This window comes from Alcanivorax sp. (assembly GCF_040118815.1).
In the GTDB taxonomy this organism is placed as follows: domain Bacteria; phylum Pseudomonadota; class Gammaproteobacteria; order Pseudomonadales; family Alcanivoracaceae; genus Alcanivorax.
Genome location: NZ_JBEDTC010000017.1, coordinates 1 through 22544, shown reverse-complemented (window position 1 = coordinate 22544; position 22544 = coordinate 1). Strand labels below are relative to the sequence as shown.

General features: G+C 59.3%; 21 protein-coding genes. 19 read left to right on the top strand and 2 right to left on the bottom strand.

From position 1 onward, the window contains the following. Positions 1–10: 10 nt before the first annotated feature. From ABNH18_RS13805 to ABNH18_RS13795, 3 genes are read left to right on the top strand one after another with little or no spacing between them, the layout of a single operon-like run. Positions 11–919 (top strand): MBL fold metallo-hydrolase, encoded by a 909-nt coding sequence (locus tag ABNH18_RS13805; RefSeq protein WP_349383392.1) that lies wholly within the window; start codon positions 11–13, stop codon positions 917–919. A 42-nt stretch (positions 920–961) separates the two neighbouring features. Further along, positions 962–1390: a protein tyrosine phosphatase family protein gene (locus ABNH18_RS13800; RefSeq protein WP_349383391.1), complete on the top strand. Its 429-nt coding sequence runs from the start codon at positions 962–964 to the stop codon at positions 1388–1390. 1 nt (position 1391) lies between these two features. Further along, positions 1392–3128: a SulP family inorganic anion transporter gene (locus ABNH18_RS13795; RefSeq protein ID WP_349383390.1), complete on the top strand. Its 1737-nt coding sequence runs from the start codon at positions 1392–1394 to the stop codon at positions 3126–3128. Positions 3129–3341: 213 nt separating this feature from the next. On the opposite strand, the gene ABNH18_RS13790 is transcribed toward ABNH18_RS13795, so the two are convergent. Beyond that, a complete protein-coding gene (locus ABNH18_RS13790) occupies positions 3342–3956 on the bottom strand; it encodes a YdcF family protein (RefSeq protein ID WP_349383389.1) in 615 nt (204 codons plus the stop codon). 194 nt (positions 3957–4150) lie between these two features. On the opposite strand from ABNH18_RS13790, the gene leuS reads away from it, so the two are divergent. From leuS to ABNH18_RS13770, 4 genes are all read left to right on the top strand, one after another. Further along, positions 4151–6613, top strand: a complete 2463-nt coding sequence (gene leuS, locus ABNH18_RS13785; protein ID WP_349383388.1) for a leucine--tRNA ligase — start codon at positions 4151–4153, stop codon at positions 6611–6613. 72 nt (positions 6614–6685) lie between these two features. Next, entirely contained in the window at positions 6686–7183 is a 498-nt protein-coding gene (locus ABNH18_RS13780; protein ID WP_349383387.1) for an LPS-assembly lipoprotein LptE, read from the top strand. Continuing rightward, the gene (gene holA / locus ABNH18_RS13775; RefSeq protein WP_349383386.1) at positions 7183–8196 is read left to right on the top strand and encodes a DNA polymerase III subunit delta; all 1014 of its coding nucleotides are present in this window, start codon (positions 7183–7185) and stop codon (positions 8194–8196) included. Before ABNH18_RS13780 ends, holA begins: the two co-directional genes overlap by 1 nt. Positions 8197–8452: 256 nt before the next feature. Beyond that, positions 8453–9301, top strand: a complete 849-nt coding sequence (locus ABNH18_RS13770) for a class I SAM-dependent methyltransferase (protein ID WP_349383385.1) — start codon at positions 8453–8455, stop codon at positions 9299–9301. A 71-nt stretch (positions 9302–9372) separates the two neighbouring features. On the opposite strand, the gene ABNH18_RS13765 is transcribed toward ABNH18_RS13770, so the two are convergent. After that, positions 9373–10662 (bottom strand): alpha/beta fold hydrolase, encoded by a 1290-nt coding sequence (locus ABNH18_RS13765; protein ID WP_349383384.1) that lies wholly within the window; start codon positions 10660–10662, stop codon positions 9373–9375. 410 nt (positions 10663–11072) lie between these two features. Here ABNH18_RS13765 and ABNH18_RS13760 point away from each other — a divergent pair, with 410 nt between their 5' ends. The 12 genes from ABNH18_RS13760 to ABNH18_RS13705 all read left to right on the top strand — a co-directional run bounded on the left by ABNH18_RS13760 (position 11073) and on the right by ABNH18_RS13705 (position 22305). Beyond that, the gene (locus ABNH18_RS13760) at positions 11073–12344 is read left to right on the top strand and encodes a glutamate-5-semialdehyde dehydrogenase (protein ID WP_349383383.1); all 1272 of its coding nucleotides are present in this window, start codon (positions 11073–11075) and stop codon (positions 12342–12344) included. 66 nt (positions 12345–12410) lie between these two features. Beyond that, on the top strand, positions 12411–13067 hold the full coding sequence (gene nadD / locus ABNH18_RS13755; RefSeq protein ID WP_349383382.1) for a nicotinate-nucleotide adenylyltransferase: 657 nt from the start codon (positions 12411–12413) through the stop codon (positions 13065–13067). 6 nt (positions 13068–13073) lie between these two features. Further along, the gene (rsfS, locus tag ABNH18_RS13750; protein WP_349383381.1) at positions 13074–13436 is read left to right on the top strand and encodes a ribosome silencing factor; all 363 of its coding nucleotides are present in this window, start codon (positions 13074–13076) and stop codon (positions 13434–13436) included. Positions 13437–13439: 3 nt separating this feature from the next. Next, complete coding sequence (gene rlmH / locus ABNH18_RS13745; RefSeq protein WP_349383380.1) at positions 13440–13910, top strand: 23S rRNA (pseudouridine(1915)-N(3))-methyltransferase RlmH; 471 nt, start codon at positions 13440–13442, stop codon at positions 13908–13910. A gap of 27 nt (positions 13911–13937) precedes the next feature. Beyond that, positions 13938–15854 carry a penicillin-binding protein 2 gene (gene mrdA, locus ABNH18_RS13740; RefSeq protein WP_349383379.1) on the top strand — a complete coding sequence of 639 codons (1917 nt, stop codon included), beginning with the start codon at positions 13938–13940 and terminating at the stop codon, positions 15852–15854. Next, positions 15851–16996, top strand: coding sequence for a rod shape-determining protein RodA (rodA, locus tag ABNH18_RS13735; protein ID WP_349383378.1), 1146 nt, complete (start codon positions 15851–15853; stop codon positions 16994–16996). The genes mrdA and rodA overlap by 4 nt, the downstream gene beginning before the upstream one ends. Before the next feature lie 85 nt (positions 16997–17081). Next, positions 17082–18158 carry a lytic murein transglycosylase B gene (gene mltB / locus ABNH18_RS13730; RefSeq protein ID WP_349383377.1) on the top strand — a complete coding sequence of 359 codons (1077 nt, stop codon included), beginning with the start codon at positions 17082–17084 and terminating at the stop codon, positions 18156–18158. Beyond that, positions 18155–19099, top strand: coding sequence for a septal ring lytic transglycosylase RlpA family protein (locus tag ABNH18_RS13725; RefSeq protein ID WP_349383376.1), 945 nt, complete (start codon positions 18155–18157; stop codon positions 19097–19099). Before mltB ends, ABNH18_RS13725 begins: the two co-directional genes overlap by 4 nt. A gap of 224 nt (positions 19100–19323) precedes the next feature. Then, positions 19324–20484, top strand: a complete 1161-nt coding sequence (locus tag ABNH18_RS13720) for a D-alanyl-D-alanine carboxypeptidase family protein (RefSeq protein WP_349383375.1) — start codon at positions 19324–19326, stop codon at positions 20482–20484. Positions 20485–20633: 149 nt separating this feature from the next. Continuing rightward, a complete protein-coding gene (locus ABNH18_RS13715; protein WP_349383374.1) occupies positions 20634–21518 on the top strand; it encodes a D-amino acid aminotransferase in 885 nt (294 codons plus the stop codon). A 12-nt stretch (positions 21519–21530) separates the two neighbouring features. After that, positions 21531–21800, top strand: a complete 270-nt coding sequence (locus ABNH18_RS13710; protein WP_349383373.1) for a YbeD family protein — start codon at positions 21531–21533, stop codon at positions 21798–21800. Positions 21801–21993: 193 nt separating this feature from the next. Continuing rightward, positions 21994–22305: a hypothetical protein gene (locus ABNH18_RS13705; protein WP_349383372.1), complete on the top strand. Its 312-nt coding sequence runs from the start codon at positions 21994–21996 to the stop codon at positions 22303–22305. Positions 22306–22544 lie beyond the last annotated feature (239 nt).

Here is a 22544-nt window from a genome sequence, read left to right as displayed (position 1 = left end):
GGAGGTCGCAATGCCACGTCCCGTCGTCACCGCTTTTTTTGATCAGGACACCAACACGGTCAGTTATGTGGTCACCGACCCGGCGACCCATCATTGCGCCATCATCGACTCGGTACTGGATTACAATCCCAACGCCGGGCGCACCGCCTATTCCAGCGCACAACGGATCGTTAACCACATACAGCAGAACAACCTGACGGTGGACTGGTTGTTGGAAACCCATGTTCATGCGGACCACCTCTCTGCAGCACCGTGGATCCAGCAACAGGTGGGTGGCCGATTGGCTATTGGCGAGCATATCTGCACGGTTCAGGAGACCTTCGGCGAGGTATTTAATGCCGGGACAGATTTCGCCCGTGATGGCCGCCAGTTCGACCACCTGTTTAAAGACGGCGAGCACTACAAGGTAGGCAGCATCGACGCCCGCCCCATCCACACACCCGGCCACACACCGGCCTGCATGAGCCACGTGATTGGTGATGCGGTTTTCGTCGGCGACACCCTGTTCATGCCTGACTATGGCACCGCCCGTTGCGACTTTCCCGGTGGCGATGCCCGTACCCTGTATCGCTCAATTAAAAAATTGTTAGCGCTTCCCGATCAGACACGCATGTTTCTCTGCCACGATTACCTGCCAGAGGGGCGTCAGGAATTCATCTGGGAAACCACCGTCGGCGAACAACGCGAACACAATATCCATGTCCACGAGGGCAGCCACGAGGACGACTTTGTCAGCATGCGCGAACGCCGCGACGCTACCCTGGACATGCCCCGCCTGATTCTACCCTCGGTACAGGTCAACATGCGCGCTGGCCACCTGCCAGCGGCGGAAGACAATGGCGTCCAATACCTGAAAATTCCGCTCAATCAGCTCGGCGCCGAACAGACAACGGATGAGGACGGAGCCACAAATGCGTAAGCTAGCGCGTCATCGACCACCATTTCTCAGGAAAGGCTGACCATGACCGATTTCAACAAACTCAATGACGACCTGTCCGTGACTGCGCAACTGCTGCCGGAAGACATGCCCGCCGTTGCCGCCGCCGGCTTCAAGATGGTGCTCAACAACCGCCCGGACGGCGAAGCGGCCGACCAGCCCAGCAGCAATGAAATGGCTGTCGCCGCCGAAGCCGCCGGCCTCGCCTACGCCCACCAACCGGTCGTGGGCACCAACATTGCCGAAACTGATATCGACGGCTTCGACGCCATCGTCTCCCTGGCCGACACCCCGGTACTGGCCTTCTGTCGCACCGGCACGCGCAGCACCACCCTGTGGGCGCTGACCCAGGCCACCGAGCAGGACAACGGCAGCATTATCGCCACCGCCGAACTGGCCGGGTACGACCTGAGCGCCCTGGCGGATCGGCTCGACCAGCGCCGGAGCCAGTAGTATGCCGCGAGCCTTTCGCCTGCTGCGCTGGCTGCCCGCCAGCGACTGGCTGGCTCGCTACACCCGCGCCGACGCGGCCGGAGACGGTCTGGCCGCTGTCATCGTCACCATTTTGCTGGTACCCCAGGGGCTGGCCTACGCCCTGCTCGCTGGCATGCCCCCGGAAACCGGGCTTTACGCCAGCATGCTGCCGCTGATCCTGTACGGCCTGTTCGGCACCAGCAGCAGCCTGTCCGTTGGGCCTGCCGCACTGACCTCACTGATCACTGCGTCCGCCGCCGGCGCGCTGGCCCAGGGCGACCCACAATTGTTCATCCAGGCCGCCATCGGCATGGGCCTGCTCTCCGGGGTTTTCCTGGTAGCTATGGCCGTGCTGCGACTCGGCTGGCTGACCAACCTGCTCAGCCACCCGGTCATCATCGGCTTTGTCAGCGGTTGCGCCATCTTGATCGCCGGCAGCCAGCTCAAACATCTGCTGGCCATCGAGGCCGGCGGCGAAAACGTGCTGCAACTAGGCCGCAGCCTGCTCCCCCAGCTCAGCCACAGCCACTGGCTCACCGTGGCCATCAGCGCCATCGCCATCGTCTGCCTGCTGGTACCCAAACAACTGGCCGGCCCGCTTAAGCGCAGCCCCCTGCCCGTCTGGCTTAGCGCCTTTCTGGGCAAGTCCGGTCCCATCGTGGCCGTACTGGTCACCACTCTGCTCGCGTTCTTCTTCCAGCTGGACCAACGCGGGCTCGCCATTGTCGGCGACATCCCCAGCGGACTGCCTCACCTGGCCGCCCCGCAAATGGATTGGGCCCACTGGAAAACTCTCATCACTCCTGCGCTGTTGCTCGCGTTGATCGGCTTTGTGGAGTCCATCTCCCTGGCCCAGGCACTGGCTGCACGCCGTCGTGAACGCATTTCCCCCAACCGGGAGCTGATGGGCCTGGGGCTGGCCAACCTGGCCAGTGGCCTGTCCGGCTCCTTCGCGGTCACCGGCAGTTTTTCCCGCACCACCGTGAGCTTCGACGCCGGAGCCCGCACCCCGATGACCAGCTTACTGACCGGTATCGGCATTGCCTTGGTCGCCCTGTTTTTCACCGGGCTATTTCACGCGCTGCCCTTGGCTACCCTGGCCGCGATCATCGTGGTCGGCATTATTCCGTTGATCGAGCTGGGAGAAATTCGCCACCTGTGGCAATACAGTCGCCCGGACAGCATCGCCATGCTCGCCACCTTGCTTGGGGTGCTGCTGATTAATGTGCAAAGCGGTCTGTTGATCGGCGTGGGCCTGTCCGTGGCCCTTTTCCTGTGGCGCACCAGCCAGCCCCATGTGGCGGAGGTGGGGCTGGTACCCGGCACCCAGCATTTTCGCAACATTGATCGTCACGACGCCATTGTCAGTGAACGGGTCTTGTCCATTCGGGTGGATGAATCCCTGTACTTCGGCAACGCCCGGCCCCTGGAAGACCTGCTTTACGACCGCACCATGGCCCGCCCGGGCGTGGAACACGTGGTGCTAATGTGCTCGGCCATCAACCACCTGGACGCCAGTGCCGTAGAAAGCCTGGAAAGCCTGAATCAACGCTTGAAGGATGCCGGGGTGAGCCTGCATTTATCCGAAGTGAAAGGCCCGGTGATGGACCGCCTGAAAAAAACCGACCTGCTGAACGGACTTACCGGTCAGGTTTTTCTCAGCCAGTATCAGGCGGTGGAAGCACTGGGGAGGGTACGCACGACGCCGGATGCTTGATGCCTGACGCCGGAATCAAAGTTCAAGAGCACCTCCGGCAAACCTCTTTTCTACTGTGGGCAGCGATGTTTGCATCGCAAAAGTGCCACAAACGGGCGGTTATTCACGATGCAAGCATCTCTTCCCACAAAAAAACCAACATTGTTGAGCGCGTTCAAAAGTTGCCAGTATTTCCGGTTCTGTCTTGAACGTCAGGCGTCAGGCATCTACCCCTCACAAATACCGAACGTGATACCACACCAACGCCAACCACTCGTACCAAATCTCCGGCACCATGGACAACGCCCCCGCCGATGGCAGCCAGGCCTGTGCAGGCAACCGTTTGCTCCAGGCAGCCTGAGCCAGCACACCCTGACTTTGAAAACACAGCAGCGCCCGCGGCAGATGCGACCGATCACTGACCAGAATCACCTCATCCATACCGCGCTCGCCCAACAATTCACTGCTATAGCAGGCATTTTCCCAAGTGGTGCGGCTGCGGGATTCCTTGATTACATTCAGCCCGGGCCAGCGCCGCAGGGCCTGCTCGGCCATCAGGTCCGCCTCGGTAGGCTCGTTGCCATGCATGGGGGTCTGGCTGATACCGCCACTGACCAGCAACGGCAAGCCGTGCTCATTGGCCAGCTCTGCCGCCAGCTTCAAACGCCGCAGCCCACGCGTGGTCAGGGAAAAGCGGCCATTGCGCTGGCGCCGGCCAGCCCCCAGCACCACCACTGCCTGTGGAGTGATGCCGGAATTACGGCGTGGCAACGGCGGCAGGAAACTACGCACCACCGCCGGCAGGCTCGCACCCACCAGTACCAGCAGCATCAGATACGTCAGCACCATGGGCGAACCCCCACCATATCCACATCCGGCAGGTGCCCCCGCCCAGGGAATTTATCGCTGAGATTGCGCATATGGACACCCGCGCATTGAGAAATCCGGGCTAAGCTCATGTATCCTATGTCCCCTTCACGACCGGGATGTTCCCCAAGGTCGCCCTGTTCCCGTTTGTTTTTATGATCAAGAAAAGAGAGCCGATGGACGCACAGTATCGCCCCGATCAGATCGAAGCCCAAGCCCAGCAATACTGGGATGACAATGAGAGCTTCAAGGTCACCGAGGATGCCGGCAAGGAAAAATTCTATTGCCTGAGCATGTTCCCCTACCCCTCTGGCCGCCTGCACATGGGCCACGTGCGCAATTACAGCATCGGCGATGTGGTCAGCCGTTACCAGCGCATGCTGGGCAAGAACGTCCTGCAGCCCATGGGTTGGGATGCGTTCGGCCTGCCAGCGGAAAACGCGGCGATCAAGAATAAGGTAGCCCCGGCCAAGTGGACCTTCGAAAACATCGACTACATGCGCGGGCAACTGCAGCGTCTGGGCTTCGGCTACGACTGGGACCGGGAACTGGCCACCTGTACGCCGGAATATTATCGCTGGGAACAATGGTTTTTCACCAAGCTGTATGAGAAAGGGCTGGTGTACCGGAAAATGTCCACAGTGAACTGGGACCCGGAAGACCAGACCGTGCTAGCCAACGAGCAGGTCATTGATGGCCGTGGCTGGCGCTCCGGCGCTCTGGTGGAACAGAAAGAGATCCCCCAGTGGTTTATCAAGATCACCGACTACGCGGACGAGCTGCTCAACGATCTGGACCAGCTGGACGGCTGGCCGGAGCAGGTCAAAACCATGCAGCGCAACTGGATCGGCCGCTCTGAAGGGGTCGAATTAGACTTCTCCATTGAAGGTGAAGATTCCCTGCGCGTTTACACCACTCGCCCGGACACGCTCATGGGCGTGAGCTATGTGGCCGTGGCCGCCGGCCACCCGCTGGCGCAAAAAGCCGCGGCCGCCAACCACGAAGTCGCAGATTTCGTGAAAGAGTGCCAGAACACCAAGACCGCCGAAGCAGACATGGCGACCATGGAAAAGAAGGGCATTTACACCGGGCTGAACGCCACCCACCCGATCAGCGGTGAAGCGGTGCCGGTATGGGTCGCCAATTTCGTGCTGATGGGCTACGGCACCGGCGCGGTGATGGCGGTACCCGCTCACGACCAGCGTGACTTTGAGTTTGCACAGAAATACGGCCTGCCCATCACCCAGGTGATCGAGCCCGTCTCTTCAAACGGAGAGGACGGCAAGTCCATCGACTTGGCAAAAGAAGCCTTCACTGAAAAAGGTACCCTGGTACATTCCGGTGAATTCGATGGTCTGTCCTCCTCCGACGCCTTCAACGCCATCGCCGATTGGCTAAGCCAACGCTCGCTGGGCGAAAAGAAAGTGAACTACCGCCTGCGCGACTGGGGCGTCTCCCGTCAGCGCTACTGGGGCTCCCCCATCCCCATGGTGGAAACCGAAGACGGCACCCTGCATCCCACCCCGGAAGACCAACTCCCCGTAGTGCTGCCCACCGATGTGGAAATGGATGGCGTCAACAGCCCCATTAAGGCGGACCCGGAGTGGGCCAAAACCACCTTCAATGGCCAGCCCGCTCTGCGCGAAACTGACACCTTTGATACGTTCATGGAGTCCAGCTGGTATTACGCGCGCTACTGCTCACCGCAGAGCGACACCGCCATGCTCGACCCGGCCGCCACCAACTACTGGCTGCCCGTGGACCAATACATTGGCGGCATCGAGCACGCCATTCTCCACCTGCTCTACTCGCGCTTCTTCCACAAGCTGCTCCGCGATACCGGGCTGGTGAACTGTGATGAGCCGTTCAAACAGCTGCTGTGTCAGGGCATGGTGCTCAAAGACGGCGCCAAGATGTCCAAATCCAAGGGCAACACCGTGGACCCGCAGCAAATGATCCAGGAATACGGCGCCGACACCGTACGCCTGTTTATGATGTTTGCCGCACCACCGGAACAATCACTGGAATGGAATGATGCTGGCGTAGAAGGCGCATTCCGCTTTATCAAACGTCTGTGGCGTTTGGTGGCCGAGCATGTGGAAACCGGTAAGCCAGGCCTCCTGAGCGTGGACAGCCTGGATGACGCCGGCAAAGCGCTGCGCCGCAAGACCCACGAAACCATTCAGAAAGTCAGCGACGACTATGGCCGCCGTAGCACCTTCAACACCGCCATTGCGGCTGTTATGGAGCTGATAAACGAGGTCAGCAAATTTTCCAGTGAGAGCGAAGGTGCCGCCGCCGTCAAACACGAAGCCCTTGAGTCCGCAGTGTTGCTGCTCTCGCCCATCATTCCCCATGCTGCCCACAGCCTGTGGCAGGCGCTCGGTCATGACGGTGCCGTTATCGACGCGGCCTGGCCAACGGTGGATGAAACGGCCCTGGTGAAAGACAGCATCGAGCTGGTGGTCCAGGTGAACGGCAAAGTCCGCGCCAAGCTGACCGTCCCCGCCAACGCGGACAAAGAATCAGTGCAAGCCCTGGCCATGGACGAGCCCAATGTGCAGAAATTCATCGAGGGCAACACCGTCCGTAAAGTGATCGTGGTGCCGGGTAAACTGGTCAATATTGTCGCCAACTGAGCGTAGGGCGGACATGGCAACCGGCCATCTCCGCCGCCCAGCCCCCTATCAACACAAAGAGAGCACGCGCACATGAGGGTCACCGTTAACGCCATTACCATTCTGCTCCTGAGCCTGCTGATCTCAGCCTGCGGCTGGCAACTGCGTGGCACCACCGGCGTTCCTACCATGGAAAGCCTGACCCTAATTGGCGCCAGTACAGAACTGAAATACAGCTTGGAAGATGAACTGGAAAACCAGGGCGTGCTAGTGCACAACGAATCCCCCTACGAACTGATTATCGACGACGAGGAGTGGATGCGCCGCACCTCCGCCGTGGACGATCAGGGCCGTCAGGCGGAAATCGAATTGCGCTACACCCTCTACTGGCATCTGCGCGATGTAAAAACCGGCGCGCTGCTGACCACCCCAAAACGCATGATGGCGCTGCGCAGCCTGCCCTGGTACCCGGAAAACGCTATCGCGTCCTCCGACGAAGAGCAGTTGGTACGCGACGATTTATATGAAGATATGACTTTCCGGCTGATCAACCAGATCGCCGTGGCCTCCAAGGGGTGGGAGACCTACTGATGCGCTTGCGTCCCGAACAGCTCGGCAAACACCTGTCCGCGACGCTGCTGCCCGTTTACCTGGTTGCCGGTGATGAGCCACTGCAACAGGGTGAGCTGCTCGACGATTTGCGGCGGGCCGCCCGCGATCAAGGCTTCGACGAACGCCAGCGTTTTTCCAGTGACACCGGCATTGACTGGAATGCCCTGCTCAACGAATCCCAAAGCATGAGCCTGTTTGGCGGCCGCCGTATTCTTGAACTGGTGCTTAACGACAAGCGCCCGGACAAAAACGGCAGCCAGATCCTGCGCGACGTGCTGTCCGGCCTCAAAGCCGGCGGCAGTAGCGATACCCTGCTGTTGATCCGTTGCTCACGGCTGGACCGGCGCAAGGACTGGAACAGCGCCTGGGTAAAAGCCGTGGATGAAATGGGCGCAGTGATCGAAGTCTGGCCAGTGGAAGGCAACGGCCTACGCAACTGGCTACAGGAACGCCTCACCAGCCGTGGCTTGCGCGCCAGTGAAGACGCACTCGCGCTACTGATCGAACGCAGCGAAGGCAACCTGCTCGCCGCCGCCCAGGAAGTGGACAAGCTGGCTTTGCTAGTAGAAGACGGCCAGGTCGGTCCGGAAGACGTTCAGCAGGCGGTGGGCGATTCCAGTCGCTACTCGCCCTTCGACCTCACCGAAGCCACCGCGCAAGGCGACAGCCAACGCGTCATGCACATTATCCAGACTCTGCGGGCCGAAGGCGTAGAGCCACCGGTACTGCTGTGGGCCCTGAGCCGCGACATCCGTCTGCTCGACGGCATGCTCGGCGGCGGGCCGCCACCGCGTCTGCCCCCACAACGGGTGCGCGCCATGCAGAACCAGGCCCAGCGCTTGAATCCCCAGCAACTGCGCATTGCCCAGGCCTGTGCCATTCGCGCCGACCAGTGCGTCAAAGGCATGGCCAAAGGCGACCCCTGGAAACACATCACCTCTCTGGCCCTGCGCCTGGCCGGCCACCCGCTACCGCGCAGCATGGAGCGGTAAAACAGCGGCGAGCGACTAGCTTCAAGCCGCCCTGCGGGCTGGGCACGCTGGCACGAGATAACCGCCATGCCCGCGGAATTTAGTTGAAAGTTCAAAGTGAAAAGTTGAAAAGAGCAAACCCCGTGAACTTTTCCGCCTTACCCTATCCATTTTCGTAGCTCGTAGCTCGCATCCACGATTGGCACAAATTGCCACCCACCAATGGCAACATTCTGCTAGCCTGTCATTCTTGTTTTTTTGTCGAGCCAGAACAACAATGAGCGAACCGCAGGACACTTCGTCGATCAGCTTCACCGCCCTCTACACTGGCCACGTCTGGGCCAAAGACGGGCTCTCTGCGCCCTTTTTTCGAACTCGCGGTGGCGCCTTTCTGTATGGCGCACTGGCACCGTTTGAATATGTGGGCAGGCAGATCGCAGGCGGCAACATTCGCACCTTTCTTCTGCAACGCCATCTGTTGATCGACCATCGCCTGCATCAGCTTATTGAGGATGGCGTCACCCAGGTCGTGGAAATTGCCTGCGGACTATCCCCTCGTGGCCACCGTTTCTGCCAGCAATACCCACAGCTGACCTACATCGAAACCGACCTGCCAGACATGGCTCGCCGCAAACAACAACTGCTCACCGAACACCATGTCCTCAGCGAGCGTCACAAGGTCATTCCGATCAATATTTTTGCAGACGACGGCGACCTGAGCCTGGCCCACGTGCTGGGGCAACTGGACACGAACAAACCGGTCGTAGTGATCACAGAAGGGCTGGTGAATTATTTTCCTCTAGCCGTTATTTCCGAGTTCTGGCGCAAACTGGCCACCGCCCTGCAACGCTTTGCCCGGGGCATCTACCTGACCGACAATTACCCGCTCTACCAGGGCATGCCGTTCTACCATACCCTCAAGGGCCTGGGGCGCCTGCTCGGCGCAATATCCCGCAGCCAGGTGGGTTTCCATTTTCATTCCGACGAACAGACTATCGGCCACTTCCAACAACTGGGCTTTGATGCCTTCACCGTACACAACCCTGCTGATTTTTACGGCCAGCTCCCCATTCCCCAAACCCGGGGTAATCCGATGGTGCGCATTCTGGAAGGCACGGTCTTTTGAAACGCATGGACGGATAAAAAAACCGGCCTACAAGGCCGGTTTTTTTATACTGGGTCACAGGCATTGAGGCACTAGCCGTAAATACGCCGCACTTTTTCGTCATGATCCCGACACAGAAAATATTCCCCCTGCTTCAGTAGCTGGGTAAAGCGCTCTGCCGCCTGGATGTTGCCGTGCTTGAACAAACAACGCAGGTACCCCGCGCCATCATAATCAAACACCAGCAGTTCCAGCTTCAGGTCCGGGCTCTCCATGTACAAGGTACAGTCCCGCGCGTGATCGGCCAGGGAGAAACCCGGCTCATCCAGTTTCAACAGACAGCCAAAGAAATTGATATCCACAACAGCCACAGGCTTGTTGAAACGGAACCGGTCACCCACACGGGATTCGCTAGTCACATGCCCGTGGTTATTGCACGGCACCAGACGTTCCGCCCGGCGGCGCTCGATCAGATTGTATTCCCCTTTGCTGAAACGGCGGATGCCACCAACGGTCTGCAATGATTCACCGCGCAGAAAGGTCGAGAAAAGATCCAGGGAAACTTCACGTTTTTCCAGCTGCGGCAGATGGTCTGCCCCCTTAATCAACGTGAACTGGGCATTGGGACAATTTTCCGCAAAAGAGGCGTTCTCCCACGGCAGCGTAAAGCTGTCGAACTCACCCGTGGTGACCAGGGTGTCGCATTCCGGGTAGCCAAGCAGCCCTTCCACAGACAGCAAGCGCCGGCCGTTAATCTTGTAACGCTCACACTCGTTATCCGACAAGCGCTTCATTTGCCGGTAGAACAACTTGCGAGCGGTGGGGCTGATGCCTGTATCTTCCATGCGATCATAGTTGACCAGATACAACACCACGGCTTGACTGAACTCATCCATGCGCCCCTGTTCCAGCACCCGTACGGATTCCTCCACCAGCATTCGCCAACTCTTACGCGGACGGGTCACGATTCCCGCCACAATCAACTTGTCGGTGGCTTGCGGGTATTTATAGGCAAAGGTGCTGGCAATGGCCGAACCCAGCGACAATCCCATCAAGTGCACTTTTTTCAGGTCGGATTGCAGGCTGAACTCATAGAGGAGATCGGCCAGATCTTCCATGCTCAAATCCGGGGCAATCTGGGTGTTGTTACCCAGCGACGGCAAATCCACCAGAATGACAGGGAAGTCTTCGTAGATGCGCTCTACGCAATATTTGTAGGAGGTGAAGTTCTGAAAGGCCCCGCCTACCACCAATAACGGCGGCTTATGTGCGTTAGCAGGGCTGGAAAATGCCAGGTAATCGATGCGCCACTTGCCGACCCACAGCTGGATCGCATCGGCCTTAATCGCTGAACGGGTGTATTCCTGATACTGAAAGCCCATAGTGATTGGCTCCATTTGGCCCACGTTGTTCTTGTTTTATGTAGCGCCTGTGCCCGGCGCCGATCTTTCTTTTTTCTTATGACACTAAAAACTGTGTCATTAACTGCATCACAAAAATGGCACAATCGTGCCAATAAAATCAGCCATTTAACGGCATCTGTGTAGCAAAGGATTTCAATTCTTAACCATTTGTGAGCAAGCGTAAAGCACCAGTTGTCGCTATAATGCCGCCTTTCGCTGGCGGAAAAATCAGTCCAGGCTGGCCGCTGATGCAGGCCATGGTCGCTACCGGCCCCTGATCACCGGATTTCCCCTACCGGCCGGGCAGGGTTATGCCCCACAATGGCCAGGTAGCGTTTCACCGCCAGGACACCAACAGATCTAACGCAGAGAACTGACCGCAGAGAATTATGGATATCCAGCAATACATGCAACGCCTCGGTGAGCAGGCCCGCCAGGCTTCTCGCGCCATGGCCCGCGCCAGCTCCGGCGACAAAGACCAGGCGCTAGCCGCCATTGCCAACGCCCTGCGCAGCCACCGCGACACCATTTTGCGCGCCAACGAGAAAGACCTGGACGCTGGCCGCAGCAACGGCCTGGACGCCGCCCTGCTTGACCGACTGGCACTGACCCCGGACCGGTTCGACGGCATGGTGGAAGGCCTGGAGCAAATCATCGGCTTGGCTGACCCGATCGGCGTGATCACCGACTTGGCTTACCGCCCCTCAGGCATTCAAGTCGGCAAAATGCGTGTCCCGCTGGGTGTCATCGGCATCATTTATGAATCACGCCCGAACGTGACTATTGATGCCGCGGCCTTGTGCCTGAAGTCCGGCAACGCAGCTATCCTGCGTGGCGGCTCCGAGGCCATTAATGCCAACCAGGCTATCGCTGAGTGCATCTGCGAAGGCCTGCGCGCCGCCGGACTGCCGGAAGCCGCGGTTCAGGTGGTAGCAACCACCGATCGCGCCGCCGTTGGCGAACTGATCACCCACCCCGAATACGTGGACGTCATTGTGCCACGGGGCGGCAAGGGCCTGATCGAGCGCATCAGCAACGACGCCCGTGTGCCGGTCATCAAGCACCTGGATGGCAACTGCCACACCTACATTGATGAGCAGGCGGATACCGCCAAAGCCATCAGCGTGGCCTTTAACGCCAAAACCCAGCGTTACGGCACCTGCAACACTACCGAAACCCTGCTGATCGCCAATGCCATCGCCGGGCAAGTATTGCCCGAACTAGCGACGCAATATCAACAAGCTGGCGTAGAACTTCGCGTCTGTGAGCAGGCCCGCCACCTTCTGGAAGGGATGGGCTTAACCGACATTCAGGCAGCCACTGAGGCCGACTGGGAAGAGGAATACCTGGCGCCGGTACTGGCGGTGAAAATCGTCAAGGATATTGATGAAGCCATTGAGCACATCAATCGCTACAGCTCAGGCCATACCGAAGCCATCATCACCGAAAACTACACCCTGGCCCGCCGCTTCCTCACCGAAGTGGACTCCAGCTCGGTGATGGTCAATGCCTCTACCCGCTTTGCCGACGGCTTCGAATACGGGCTGGGCGCGGAAATCGGTATTTCCACCGACAAGATCCATGCCCGCGGCCCGGTAGGCTTGGAAGGGCTGACCAGCCAGAAATGGGTGGTACTGGGTGATGGCCATATACGCCAGTAACGCTGACACGCTCCACGCACCACGCTGGCACGCGGAGCCCCTGGCCAGCGTGTTGCGTGTAGCGTGATGCGTGCCAGCGTTCCCTTAGTTCTCTTCGGCGGCACCTTTGATCCGGTCCACCGGGCGCATATCAGTGCCGCCCGGGCCGTATCCAGGGTGCTTGATGGCGCCCCTGTGCACCTGCTCCCCAATGCGGTGCCGCCACACCGCCCGCAACCTCTGGCTAGCGGTGAGCAGCGCCTGCGTATGCTGGAACTGGCCTGTGCCGACCACCCCAACCTGCATCCGGACGGCTGGGAACTGGCACAGCCCGGCCCCAGCTACAGCCTGGCCACCCTGCAGCATTTTCGGCAACAGCACCCCGAGCGGCCACTAGTCTTCATGATTGGCGCCGACAGCTTTGCCAGCCTGCACCAGTGGCACCAGTGGCGCGACTACGTGTCACTATGCCACCTGGCCATTGTTCCTCGCCCGGACAGCCCGTTGGCGGATGATGCGGTGCTTGGCGCGTTCCCGGAAACGGATGCCGCTGGCCTGAAGCAACAACCCGGCGGCTTGCGACTGATGCTCAAGCGTCCCTTTCTGGACGTCTCGGCCACCGCCATTCGCCAGGCCCTGGCGGAAAAAGGACACTGTCCGGCACTGGATGACGCCGTGATTACGCATATTCATCGCCACGACCTGTATAATGTGGCAAAACTCACTCCCTTTAACGAATCATGAGGCCCCATGAGCGCTGACACCCCGCTACTGCAACTGGTCATCGACGCCCTGGAAGAAGTCAAAGCCCAAAACATCACCCCGCTGGATGTGCGTGAAATTACCAGTGTCGCGGACAACATGGTTATCGCCAGTGGTACCTCCAACCGTCATGTGAAAGCGTTGGCCGACAGCGTCGCCGATGCCGCCAAGACAGCCGGCTACCCACCGATTGGTACAGAAGGGGAAAGCACTGGCGAATGGATTCTGGTGGATCTGGGCGATGTCATTGTTCACCTGATGCTGCCCGCCACCCGGGAGTTCTACGACCTGGAACGGCTGTGGAAGAACCCCCAGCACCACCCGGATCGCGACCAACAGCAAGATCACTGATCCATGCGCATTGTTCTTCTGGCCATCGGCACCCGCATGCCAGCCTGGGTGACCGAGGGCTTCAACGAATACCAGAAGCGCATGCCCCCGGATATGCGCATGCTGCTGGAGGAAGTCCCCATGCCCAAACGCGGCAAGGGAGACAGTGCCAGCCAAATTCGCACAGAAGCCGACGCCCTGCGCAAACGCCTGGACAAATACCCGGGCGCCAAAACCGTGGCGTTGGAAGTGAATGGCCGCGCGCTGGACACTCACGCACTCAGCCGTAAACTGGGCGAGTTAAAAGACGTGGGGCAGGATCTGGTCTTGCTGGTAGGCGGGCCCGACGGCCTGTGCCCGCAATTATCTGCCAGCGCCCAAGAGCGCTGGAGCCTCTCGAACCTGACATTGCCACACCCACTGGTTCGGGTATTGCTGGCCGAGCAGCTTTATCGGGGCTGGACGCTACTGACCGGGCACCCCTATCATCGCTGATCGTTATCCCCTCACACAGACGCCAACATGCGCCGACCATTAACGCTGAAAGACCATCACCACGAGCAGCGCATTTTCAGCGTGCGCCTTGTCGTGGGCGTTATTCTGGTGCTACTGCTCACCGGTGTACTGCTCGGGCGCATGGTCTGGCTACAAGTCATTGAACACAACCGCTACACCACCCTCAGTGACAACAACCGGGTTCAAACCCAGGCCGTGGCTCCGCCCCGTGGGCTGATTACCGACCGCCACGGCGAAATCCTTGCCGATAACCGCCCTGACTTTTCCCTGGAAGTGATCATTGAGCAGGCCGGCGACCTGGACCAGTTACTGGTGGATCTGGGCACACTGATCGAGCTGGACGAAGGCGACCGGGAGCGCTTTGAAAAACGCCGCCGCACCGCCCGCCGCCCTTGGGAGCCAGTCCCCCTGCGCGGCCGGCTCACAGAAGAGGAAATCGCCCGCCTGGTGGTTAACCAGCACCGGTTGGCCGGCATTCGCATTTCCGCTGACCCGATACGCCACTACCCCCACGGGATTCTTTTTTCCCACGTACTGGGTTACGTCAATCGGATCAACGTCCAGGATCTGGACGCCATGACCCTGGATCAGCAGCGCGATTATGCCGGCACGCATTTCTACGGGCGCAGTGGCATCGAGCGCTTCTATGAAGACACCCTGCACGGCGAAGTGGGCTACCGGCAGGTGGAAACCAACGCCCGCGGGCGGATTTTGCGAGTGCTGGAAGAGCAGGCACCGGTGCCGGGCAAGCCCCTGCGCCTGCGACTCTCCATGCGCGTACAACAGGCCGCTTACGATGCCCTGGGTGAACGCCGCGGCGCCGTGGTTGCCATTGACCCCCGTGATGGCAGCGTGCTGGCGTTCGTCAGCCGCCCCGGCTTTAACCCCAACCTGTTCGTCACCGGTATTTCCTACAAGGACTACTCGGCATATCGCAACGACCACGACAACCCGTTGTTCAACCGGGCCTTGCAGGGTCGCTACCCGCCGGGCTCCACCATCAAGCCCATGTACGGTCTGGCCGGGCTGGATGCCGGGGTAACCAACTGGGAGCGCACCATTTTCGATCCCGGTTACTATCAGCTGGAAAATGATCCTCACCGCTACCGGGACTGGAAGCGCTGGGGCCATGGTCGTGTCGATTTACGCGACGCGGTGGTGCAGTCCTGCGACACCTATTTCTACGACATGGGTTTTAAACTGGGCATTGCCCGCATGAACAGTTACATGAACCAGTTTTCCCTTGGGCAACCCACCGGTATCGACCTGTACAACGAATCCAGTGGCATCATGCCGTCCAAGCAATGGAAAAAAGCCGCCCGCGGGCGGCCCTGGTTTCACGGCGACACCATCAACGCCAGTATCGGCCAGGGCTTCGTGCTTGCCACACCGCTACAGCTGGCCAATGCCACGGCGATCATGGCCAGCCACGGCAAGCAAGTGGTTCCCACACTCGCCAAAGACCACCAGCCGGTGGAACGAACGGACATCATTCTGAATGATCAGGACAACTGGGAAAAAATGACCGAGGCGATGGTCGGTGTCACCCAGCTCGGCGGCACCGCACGGGCCATGGCCTCAGAGGCAAAGTACGACATTGCGGCAAAATCCGGCACTGCTCAGGTTTTCTCCGTGGGCCAGGACGAAACCTATAACGAGGACGAGCTGGCAGAGCGCCTGCTGGACCACGCACTGCTGGTCTCGTTTGCGCCCGCCGAGAACCCCGCCATTGCCGTCGCCGTGCTGGTGGAAAACGGCCGCCACGGCGGCTCTACCGCCGGGCCGGTGGCGCGCCAGGTCATGGACGCCTGGTTGCTTGATCAACAGGGTGAACTGAACGTGCCACCGGTGTTCGCCAACACCCCGGCCAGCCCGCCGTCCAATGCCGCCGCCAATGATTCGGGTAACGAGGATAGCCCATGAGCCAGCGCGAATTTATCCGCCAGATGCCGGGCCAGACCGGCGCCTCTCTGTCTCCGGGGCTTGCGGTCCGCCTGCACCTGGATCCGCCGTTGCTGGTGGGCCTGCTGCTGCTTATGTTCGGCGGACTCACCGTTCTTTACAGCGCCGGCGGCGAAAGCATGGACCTGGTGGTACGCCAATGTATTCGTTTTGGTGCCGGCCTTACCGTGCTGTTCCTGTTGGCCCAAATTCCGCCCCGCAGTTACCGGTTCTGGGCCCCGGTGATTTACTCCATCGGTCTGGTGCTGCTGGTACTGGTGTTGGTCGTTGGCACAGAAGCCAAAGGGGCCCAGCGCTGGCTTTCAATCCCCGGGGCGGGCCGCTTTCAACCGGCAGAAGTGATGAAACTGGCCGTACCCGCCATGGTCGCGTGGTATTTCAGTGAGCGCACCTTACCCCCCAAACTCACGGATGTGATTGCCGCCCTGCTGTTGCTCGGCATCCCGGCCATGTTGATCGGTCTGCAACCGGACCTGGGCACCGCCATTCTCATCGCGGCCAGCGGGCTGGTGGTGCTGTTCATGGCTGGGCTGTCCTGGCGGCTGATCGCCGTGGCGGTCATCATCGTGGTCACCGCCGCGCCGCTGATGTATTTCTTCGTAATGCACGATTACCAGCGCAACCGGGTCGACACCTTCCTCAACCCGGAAGCCGACCCTCGGGGGACCGGCTGGAACATCATCCAGTCGAAAACCGCCATCGGCTCCGGCGGCGTCAACGGCAAGGGGTGGCTCGACGGTACCCAATCGCGGCTGGACTTCCTGCCGGAATCGTCCACTGACTTCATCCTCGCGGTCCTTAGCGAAGAATTCGGCTTGGTTGGCGTTAGCATTCTATTAATGATGTACCTGGTGATTGTCGGACGCGGTTTCTTTATCAGCTGGCAAGCCCAGGACACTTTCGCCCGGCTCCTTGCCGCCAGCCTGGTGATGACATTTTTTATTTATGTTTTCGTGAACATTGGGATGGTTTCAGGACTCTTACCTGTCGTAGGTGTTCCTTTGCCCCTGATCAGCTACGGCGGCACATCCGTTGTGACACTGCTGGCCAGTTTCGGGATGCTGATGTCGATTCACACCCACCGGCGGCTGATGAGTTACTGAATCAATGGCGAGTAAAGCCCGATTTGTCGGGCCCCTCACCTCGACAACGCAGTCCATGGACATAATGAAAACAGGAGATTCCCCTTTGCGCCGTTCTTATCCTGGCATTTTTTACTCACGTATTTTCTACTCCAGCATTGTCGCCGCAGCACTGGCTTTCACCTCCCAGTCAGCCCTGGCCGAACACGCCTGCCCGGAAAACAACGATTACCTGCAGCGTGAACCGGCCCAGGCCCTGATTCGCGAACTGGTTGCACAAGGGCAAGACGAGACGCGGCTGCGTGAGGTGCTAGGCAGCGCAGAATGTCAGCCCAAGATTCTCGAATCTATTGCCCGACCGGCGGAGCACACCCATACCTGGGCGTCCTACCAGAAAATTTTCCTGCAGGAGAGCCGGGTACAAAAAGGCGTGGAATTCGCTCACACCCACGCCGACACCCTGACCCGTGCAGAGCAGACCTACGGCATCCCCCGGGAAATCATCCTCGCCATCATTGGCGTGGAAACCCGCTACGGTGACTACATGGGCACCTATCGAGCGGTCGACGCCCTCACGACCCTGGGCTACGACTACCCACCCCGGGGCAGCTTCTTCCGCAAGCAACTTAAAGCCTTGTTTGAACTGGAACATAACGCTCACATCGATGCCAAAACCATCACAGGCTCCTACGCCGGCGCCATGGGCTTTGGCCAGTTCATCCCCACCAGCTACCAAGCTTACGCGGTGGATTTTGACAACGACGGTGTAACTGATCTGGTCAACAACCCGGTGGATGCCATCGGTTCCGTGGCCAACTATTTTAGCGAGCACAACTGGAAACCCGGCTTGCCCGTAGCTGCCAGAGCACACCTGGATGGCTCCGATTACGTCCCGCTCGCCAAGAAAGGCTACAAGCCCTCCTTTACTCTGGCACAGGCTAAAAAAGCCGGCGTCTCCGCACTCAGCTGCAACGATGATCGACTGGTCAGTGAATACTGCTTTGACTTGCCCGCCAGCACCCGGGTCGCCCTGCTCGACCTGACCGGCACCGACGGTGCGGAATTCTGGCTGGCCACTGACAATTTTTATGTGATTACCCGCTACAATCACAGTCGCCTGTACGCTATGGCCGTGCTACAACTGTCACGTCAACTGGCAGCCGCACTGGAGGATAATCAATGAAACGTCTGGCTTGTGCCGTGATTACCTCAGCCTTCCTTGGCGCTTGTGCCACGGCACCCGGGCCCGCTGGCGACAGCGACACTCCTGCTGCCAATAATGGCGCACCAGGGTCGGATCGCTACAGTATCCACCAGGACACCGCGCCAGAAGAGCGCCGGGATATCTCCCAGCTGCCGGAACCTGTACCCAAAAAAGAGCCACCAAGCCGCTACGGCAACCCGGAATCCTACAGCGTGTGGGGCAAGACCTATCAGGTATTGCCCAAGGCCGACGGCTACGTGGCAGAAGGCAAAGCCTCCTGGTATGGCCAGAAATTCCACGGCCACCGCACCTCCAGCGGTGAATCTTTCGACATGTACCAGTTCACTGCTGCCCATCGCAGCCTGCCTCTGCCGACCTATGCCCGAGTCACCAACCTGGATAATGGCAAAAGCCTGGTGGTACGGGTCAACGACCGGGGGCCCTTCCACGAAGATCGCATCATCGATCTGTCCTGGGCCGCCGCGGTACGCCTGGGCATCGAACAGTCTGGCACCGGCCGGGTTCGGGTCGAAGCCATCAGCAGCCAGCAGCAACCCAGCGGCCCCAGTAGCACCGTCCCCACCGCCGTACGCGCCGCACTGGAGAGCCCACCGCCCTCGCAAGCTGATAGCAAAACCCGCAGTGCCAATGACCAGGCAGCCCGCAAACCGGACACCGCCGCAAACAACAGCGGCGGCGGCCTGTTTCTCCAGGCTGGGGCTTTTCAAGATCGCTCCAGCGCCAAGCGGCTGCAACAGGAACTGATCAATCAGCTGGGAGTAGAAACCCGGATCCTCAACCCGAACGGTGACTTGTTCCGGGTCTGGATCGGCCCCTACGAAAGTAACCAACAGCGCCAACAAGTGCGCGAGACGGTTGCCGGTGCCGGTTTTGACCGCCCTATGCCCGTTAGCCCCTGAAAACGCCCATATCAGCCGTTTCTCCGGTTAACAGGTCCTCCCCAGTCCTCTAGAATGCAGCCATCAAGTGATGGCATAACGCAACTTGATGGCCTTTATGGAATTTTTTGCCTTTTCCGTGTCCAACTCCCCCTTCGGGCTCTTTCCCGGGCGGCGCCACGACACGACCGGCGCATTACTGATTCCCTGAACCATCCAAGGACAACCAAACAGGCAGGATACCCATGCGTCCCCAGTTTTTCCGCTTCACCGTTTTTGCTTTCTGTGCCTTGCTTGGCACCGCTCTTTCCTTGCAGGCCCAGGCGCAAATGGTCCCCCGTGCGCCACAGATCGAAGCCAAGGGTTACCTGCTGATGGATGCCGCCAGCGGCCAGATCATCGTCGAACATAATGCAGAGCAACGCCTGCCCCCGGCCAGCCTGACCAAAATGATGACGGCCTACATTGCCGAAGAAGAGCTGCAGAAAGGCAATATCTCTGAAAAGGATATGGCGCCGATCAGTGTTCAAGCCTGGCAAATGGGTGGTTCACGCATGTTTGTCCGTGAAGGCACCCGTGTCCCGGTGGGCGACTTGCTCAGGGGCATCATCATCCAGTCCGGTAACGATGCCAGCGTGGCCATGGCTGAGTACATTGCCGGCTCCGAAGATGCCTTCGCCGACCTGATGAATCAGCACGCCAATCGCCTGGGCATGGATAGCAGCCACTTTATGAATGCCACCGGCTGGCCGGCGGAAAACCATTTCACCACCGCCAAGGACATGGCAATTCTGGCCCGGGCCATCGTGCGCGATTTCCCCGACCACTACGACCTTTACGCCAAAAAGGAATTCACCTACAACGGCATCACCCAGCAGAACCGCAACCTGCTGCTGTGGCGTGACCCGACCGTAGACGGCCTGAAAACCGGCCACACCGACGAAGCCGGTTACTGCCTGGTGTCTTCCGCCAAAAAAGGCGACATGCGACTCATCGCCGTGGTCATGGGCACCACGTCTGAGGGCGCCCGCGCCCGCGAATCCCAAAAACTGCTTACCTACGGTTTCCGCTTCTTCGAAACCTACAAGGCCTACAGCGCCGGTGACGTGCTCGATACCGTGGATGTGTGGATGGGCAAACAGGATCAGCTTCGCCTGGGCCTGGCTGAAGACCTGGTGCTGACGATTCCCCGCGAAAGCCATGAAAACCTGAAAGCGGAAATCAGTGTCACCCCGCAACTGGAAGCTCCCATTCTGGAAGGCCAGCAGTACGGCACCCTGACCGTGAGCCTGAACAACGATGTGCTAATCAAGAAACCTCTGGTCGCGCTTGAACCGGTAGATGAAGCCGGCATCTTCACCAAGCTCTGGCACCACCTGCTGATATTCTTCAAAGGGCTGTTCTGATAACGCAGAACGCTTGACGCCAAGAGCCTGATGCAAAAAAGCCGGCGCAGTCCGTCTCGTTCATCGAGCCGCCCCTGCATCGGTTTTGCCTTGGGGCCTGGCAGGTGCGCTACACTGGTATCGTCACGTTTACGTCGAGCCCGCATACCATGCCCCAGGTTTATCTCAACGGCCGCTTTATGGCCCCTGAAGATGCACAGATTTCTCCGATGGACCGGGGCTTTCTGTTTGCTGACGGGATTTACGAGGTCATTCCTGCCTATAACGGCGTGCTGTTTCGTTTCGAAGAACACCTGGCTCGCCTGGAACGCTCACTGGCCGAAGTGGACATTCGCAACCCCCACAGTCCCGCGCAATGGCTCGCACTGTGCGACGAATTGCTGCACCACAATGGCGACGGCAACCTCTCGGTCTACCTGCAAATCACCCGCGGTGCCGCGCAAAAGCGCGACCATGCCTTTCCCTCGCCCGCCGTGACGCCCACCGTCTTCATGATGACCAGCCCGATCGCGGTACCTGCCGTCGACAGCCCGGATACCGCCGTCGGTATCAAAGCCATCACGTTGGACGATATTCGCTGGGCCCGGTGCGACATCAAATCCGTTTCCCTGCTGCCCAACAGCCTGCTCCGCCAGCAGGCCGTGGCCGCCGGCGCGGCCGAAGCCATTCTGTTACGCGACGGCTTTGTCACCGAAGGCTCGGCCAGCAATGTCTTTGTGGTCAAAGGCGGCACCATTGCTACCCCGCCGAAAAGCCATGCCATTCTTGGTGGCATCACCCGGGACCTGGTGGTAGAGCTATGCCATCAACACGGGCTTGCGCTGCAAGAACGGGAGATCACCGAGATGCAGCTACGCCAGGCGGATGAAATCTGGATCACCAGCTCCACCAAGGAAGTGGTACCCGTGACCCACCTTAACGACGCTATAATAGGTAACGGCCAGCCAGGCCCCCAATGGAAGAGCCTGGCCCGGCACTACGTCCAGCACAAACGCCGGCTTTGCGGGCTTGATACCCCCGAAACACGAGACTGACAGGAGCAGCCCATGGCTATCCAGGAACACCTGTGGGAATTTCCCCATGACATGCAGCTGAAGGTCATGGGCGCTATTGACGCCCCGCTCGAAGACGCCCTGATCGAGATCCTGAACACGCATCTGGATGATTTCGACGCTGGCAAACACTTGAGCAGCAAACCCAGCAGTAAAGGTACCTTCATCTCCTTTACCGCGCAGGTCACCATGCGCAACCGGGAGCAGGTAGAAGCCATCTACAAGGCACTCAACGACTCCCCCCATGTGAAAATCACCCTCTAGCCTGAAGCCTTGCCGAACGCCACAACTGCAAGCCACCAGTGCACACAATTATTGTGCACTGGTTCGCATATTTTCCTTACACAGCGTTACTCGCCGTCACAGCCCGACACCGAAGCTCCACCAAGCCACCATAGGTTTGGAACGAACGCCCCCGTAATGTTGACCGCATAACAACAACACGGGGATAACCACCATGAAAATACTGTCACTGCTGTGTCTGTGCAGCTGCCTGCTGGTACTCACCGCTGTTGAAGTACAGACAACCTCCCCGGATCAAGTCAGCGCCCGCATTCCCGCAACCAACGCCATGCCTGCCTCGAAAAATATCATTCCTGCCATGCCACGCAGCCCCGATATTTTGCAGAGCGTTCACGGTGCCCCCGTGCATTTCGATGCCTTCCAGACCATCAATCTCAATGATGATGACGGCATCGAATTCGGCATCAGCGTCCAGGAACTGAACCTCCATCTTGTTAACCAGCGGACAGGGAATCGTCTCATTTAAGTAAGGATACTTCTGGTTCGATTGTTGTTACCCCGTGAGGGGTCTGCCTTCAGCCCGGCGTTTTGCCGGGCTTTTTTATGCCGCTCTGCGGCCGCAACACGGTTCACGCAGCAAGCGGCAACGCGGCCAGGGAGCGGTGCCACACGATAGCCTCTCTGCCCGCGAAGATTGAGTTGAAAGTTCAAAGTGAAAAGTTGAAAAGGAAAACCGGCGGAACTTTTCCGGCACCCCTATCCAAG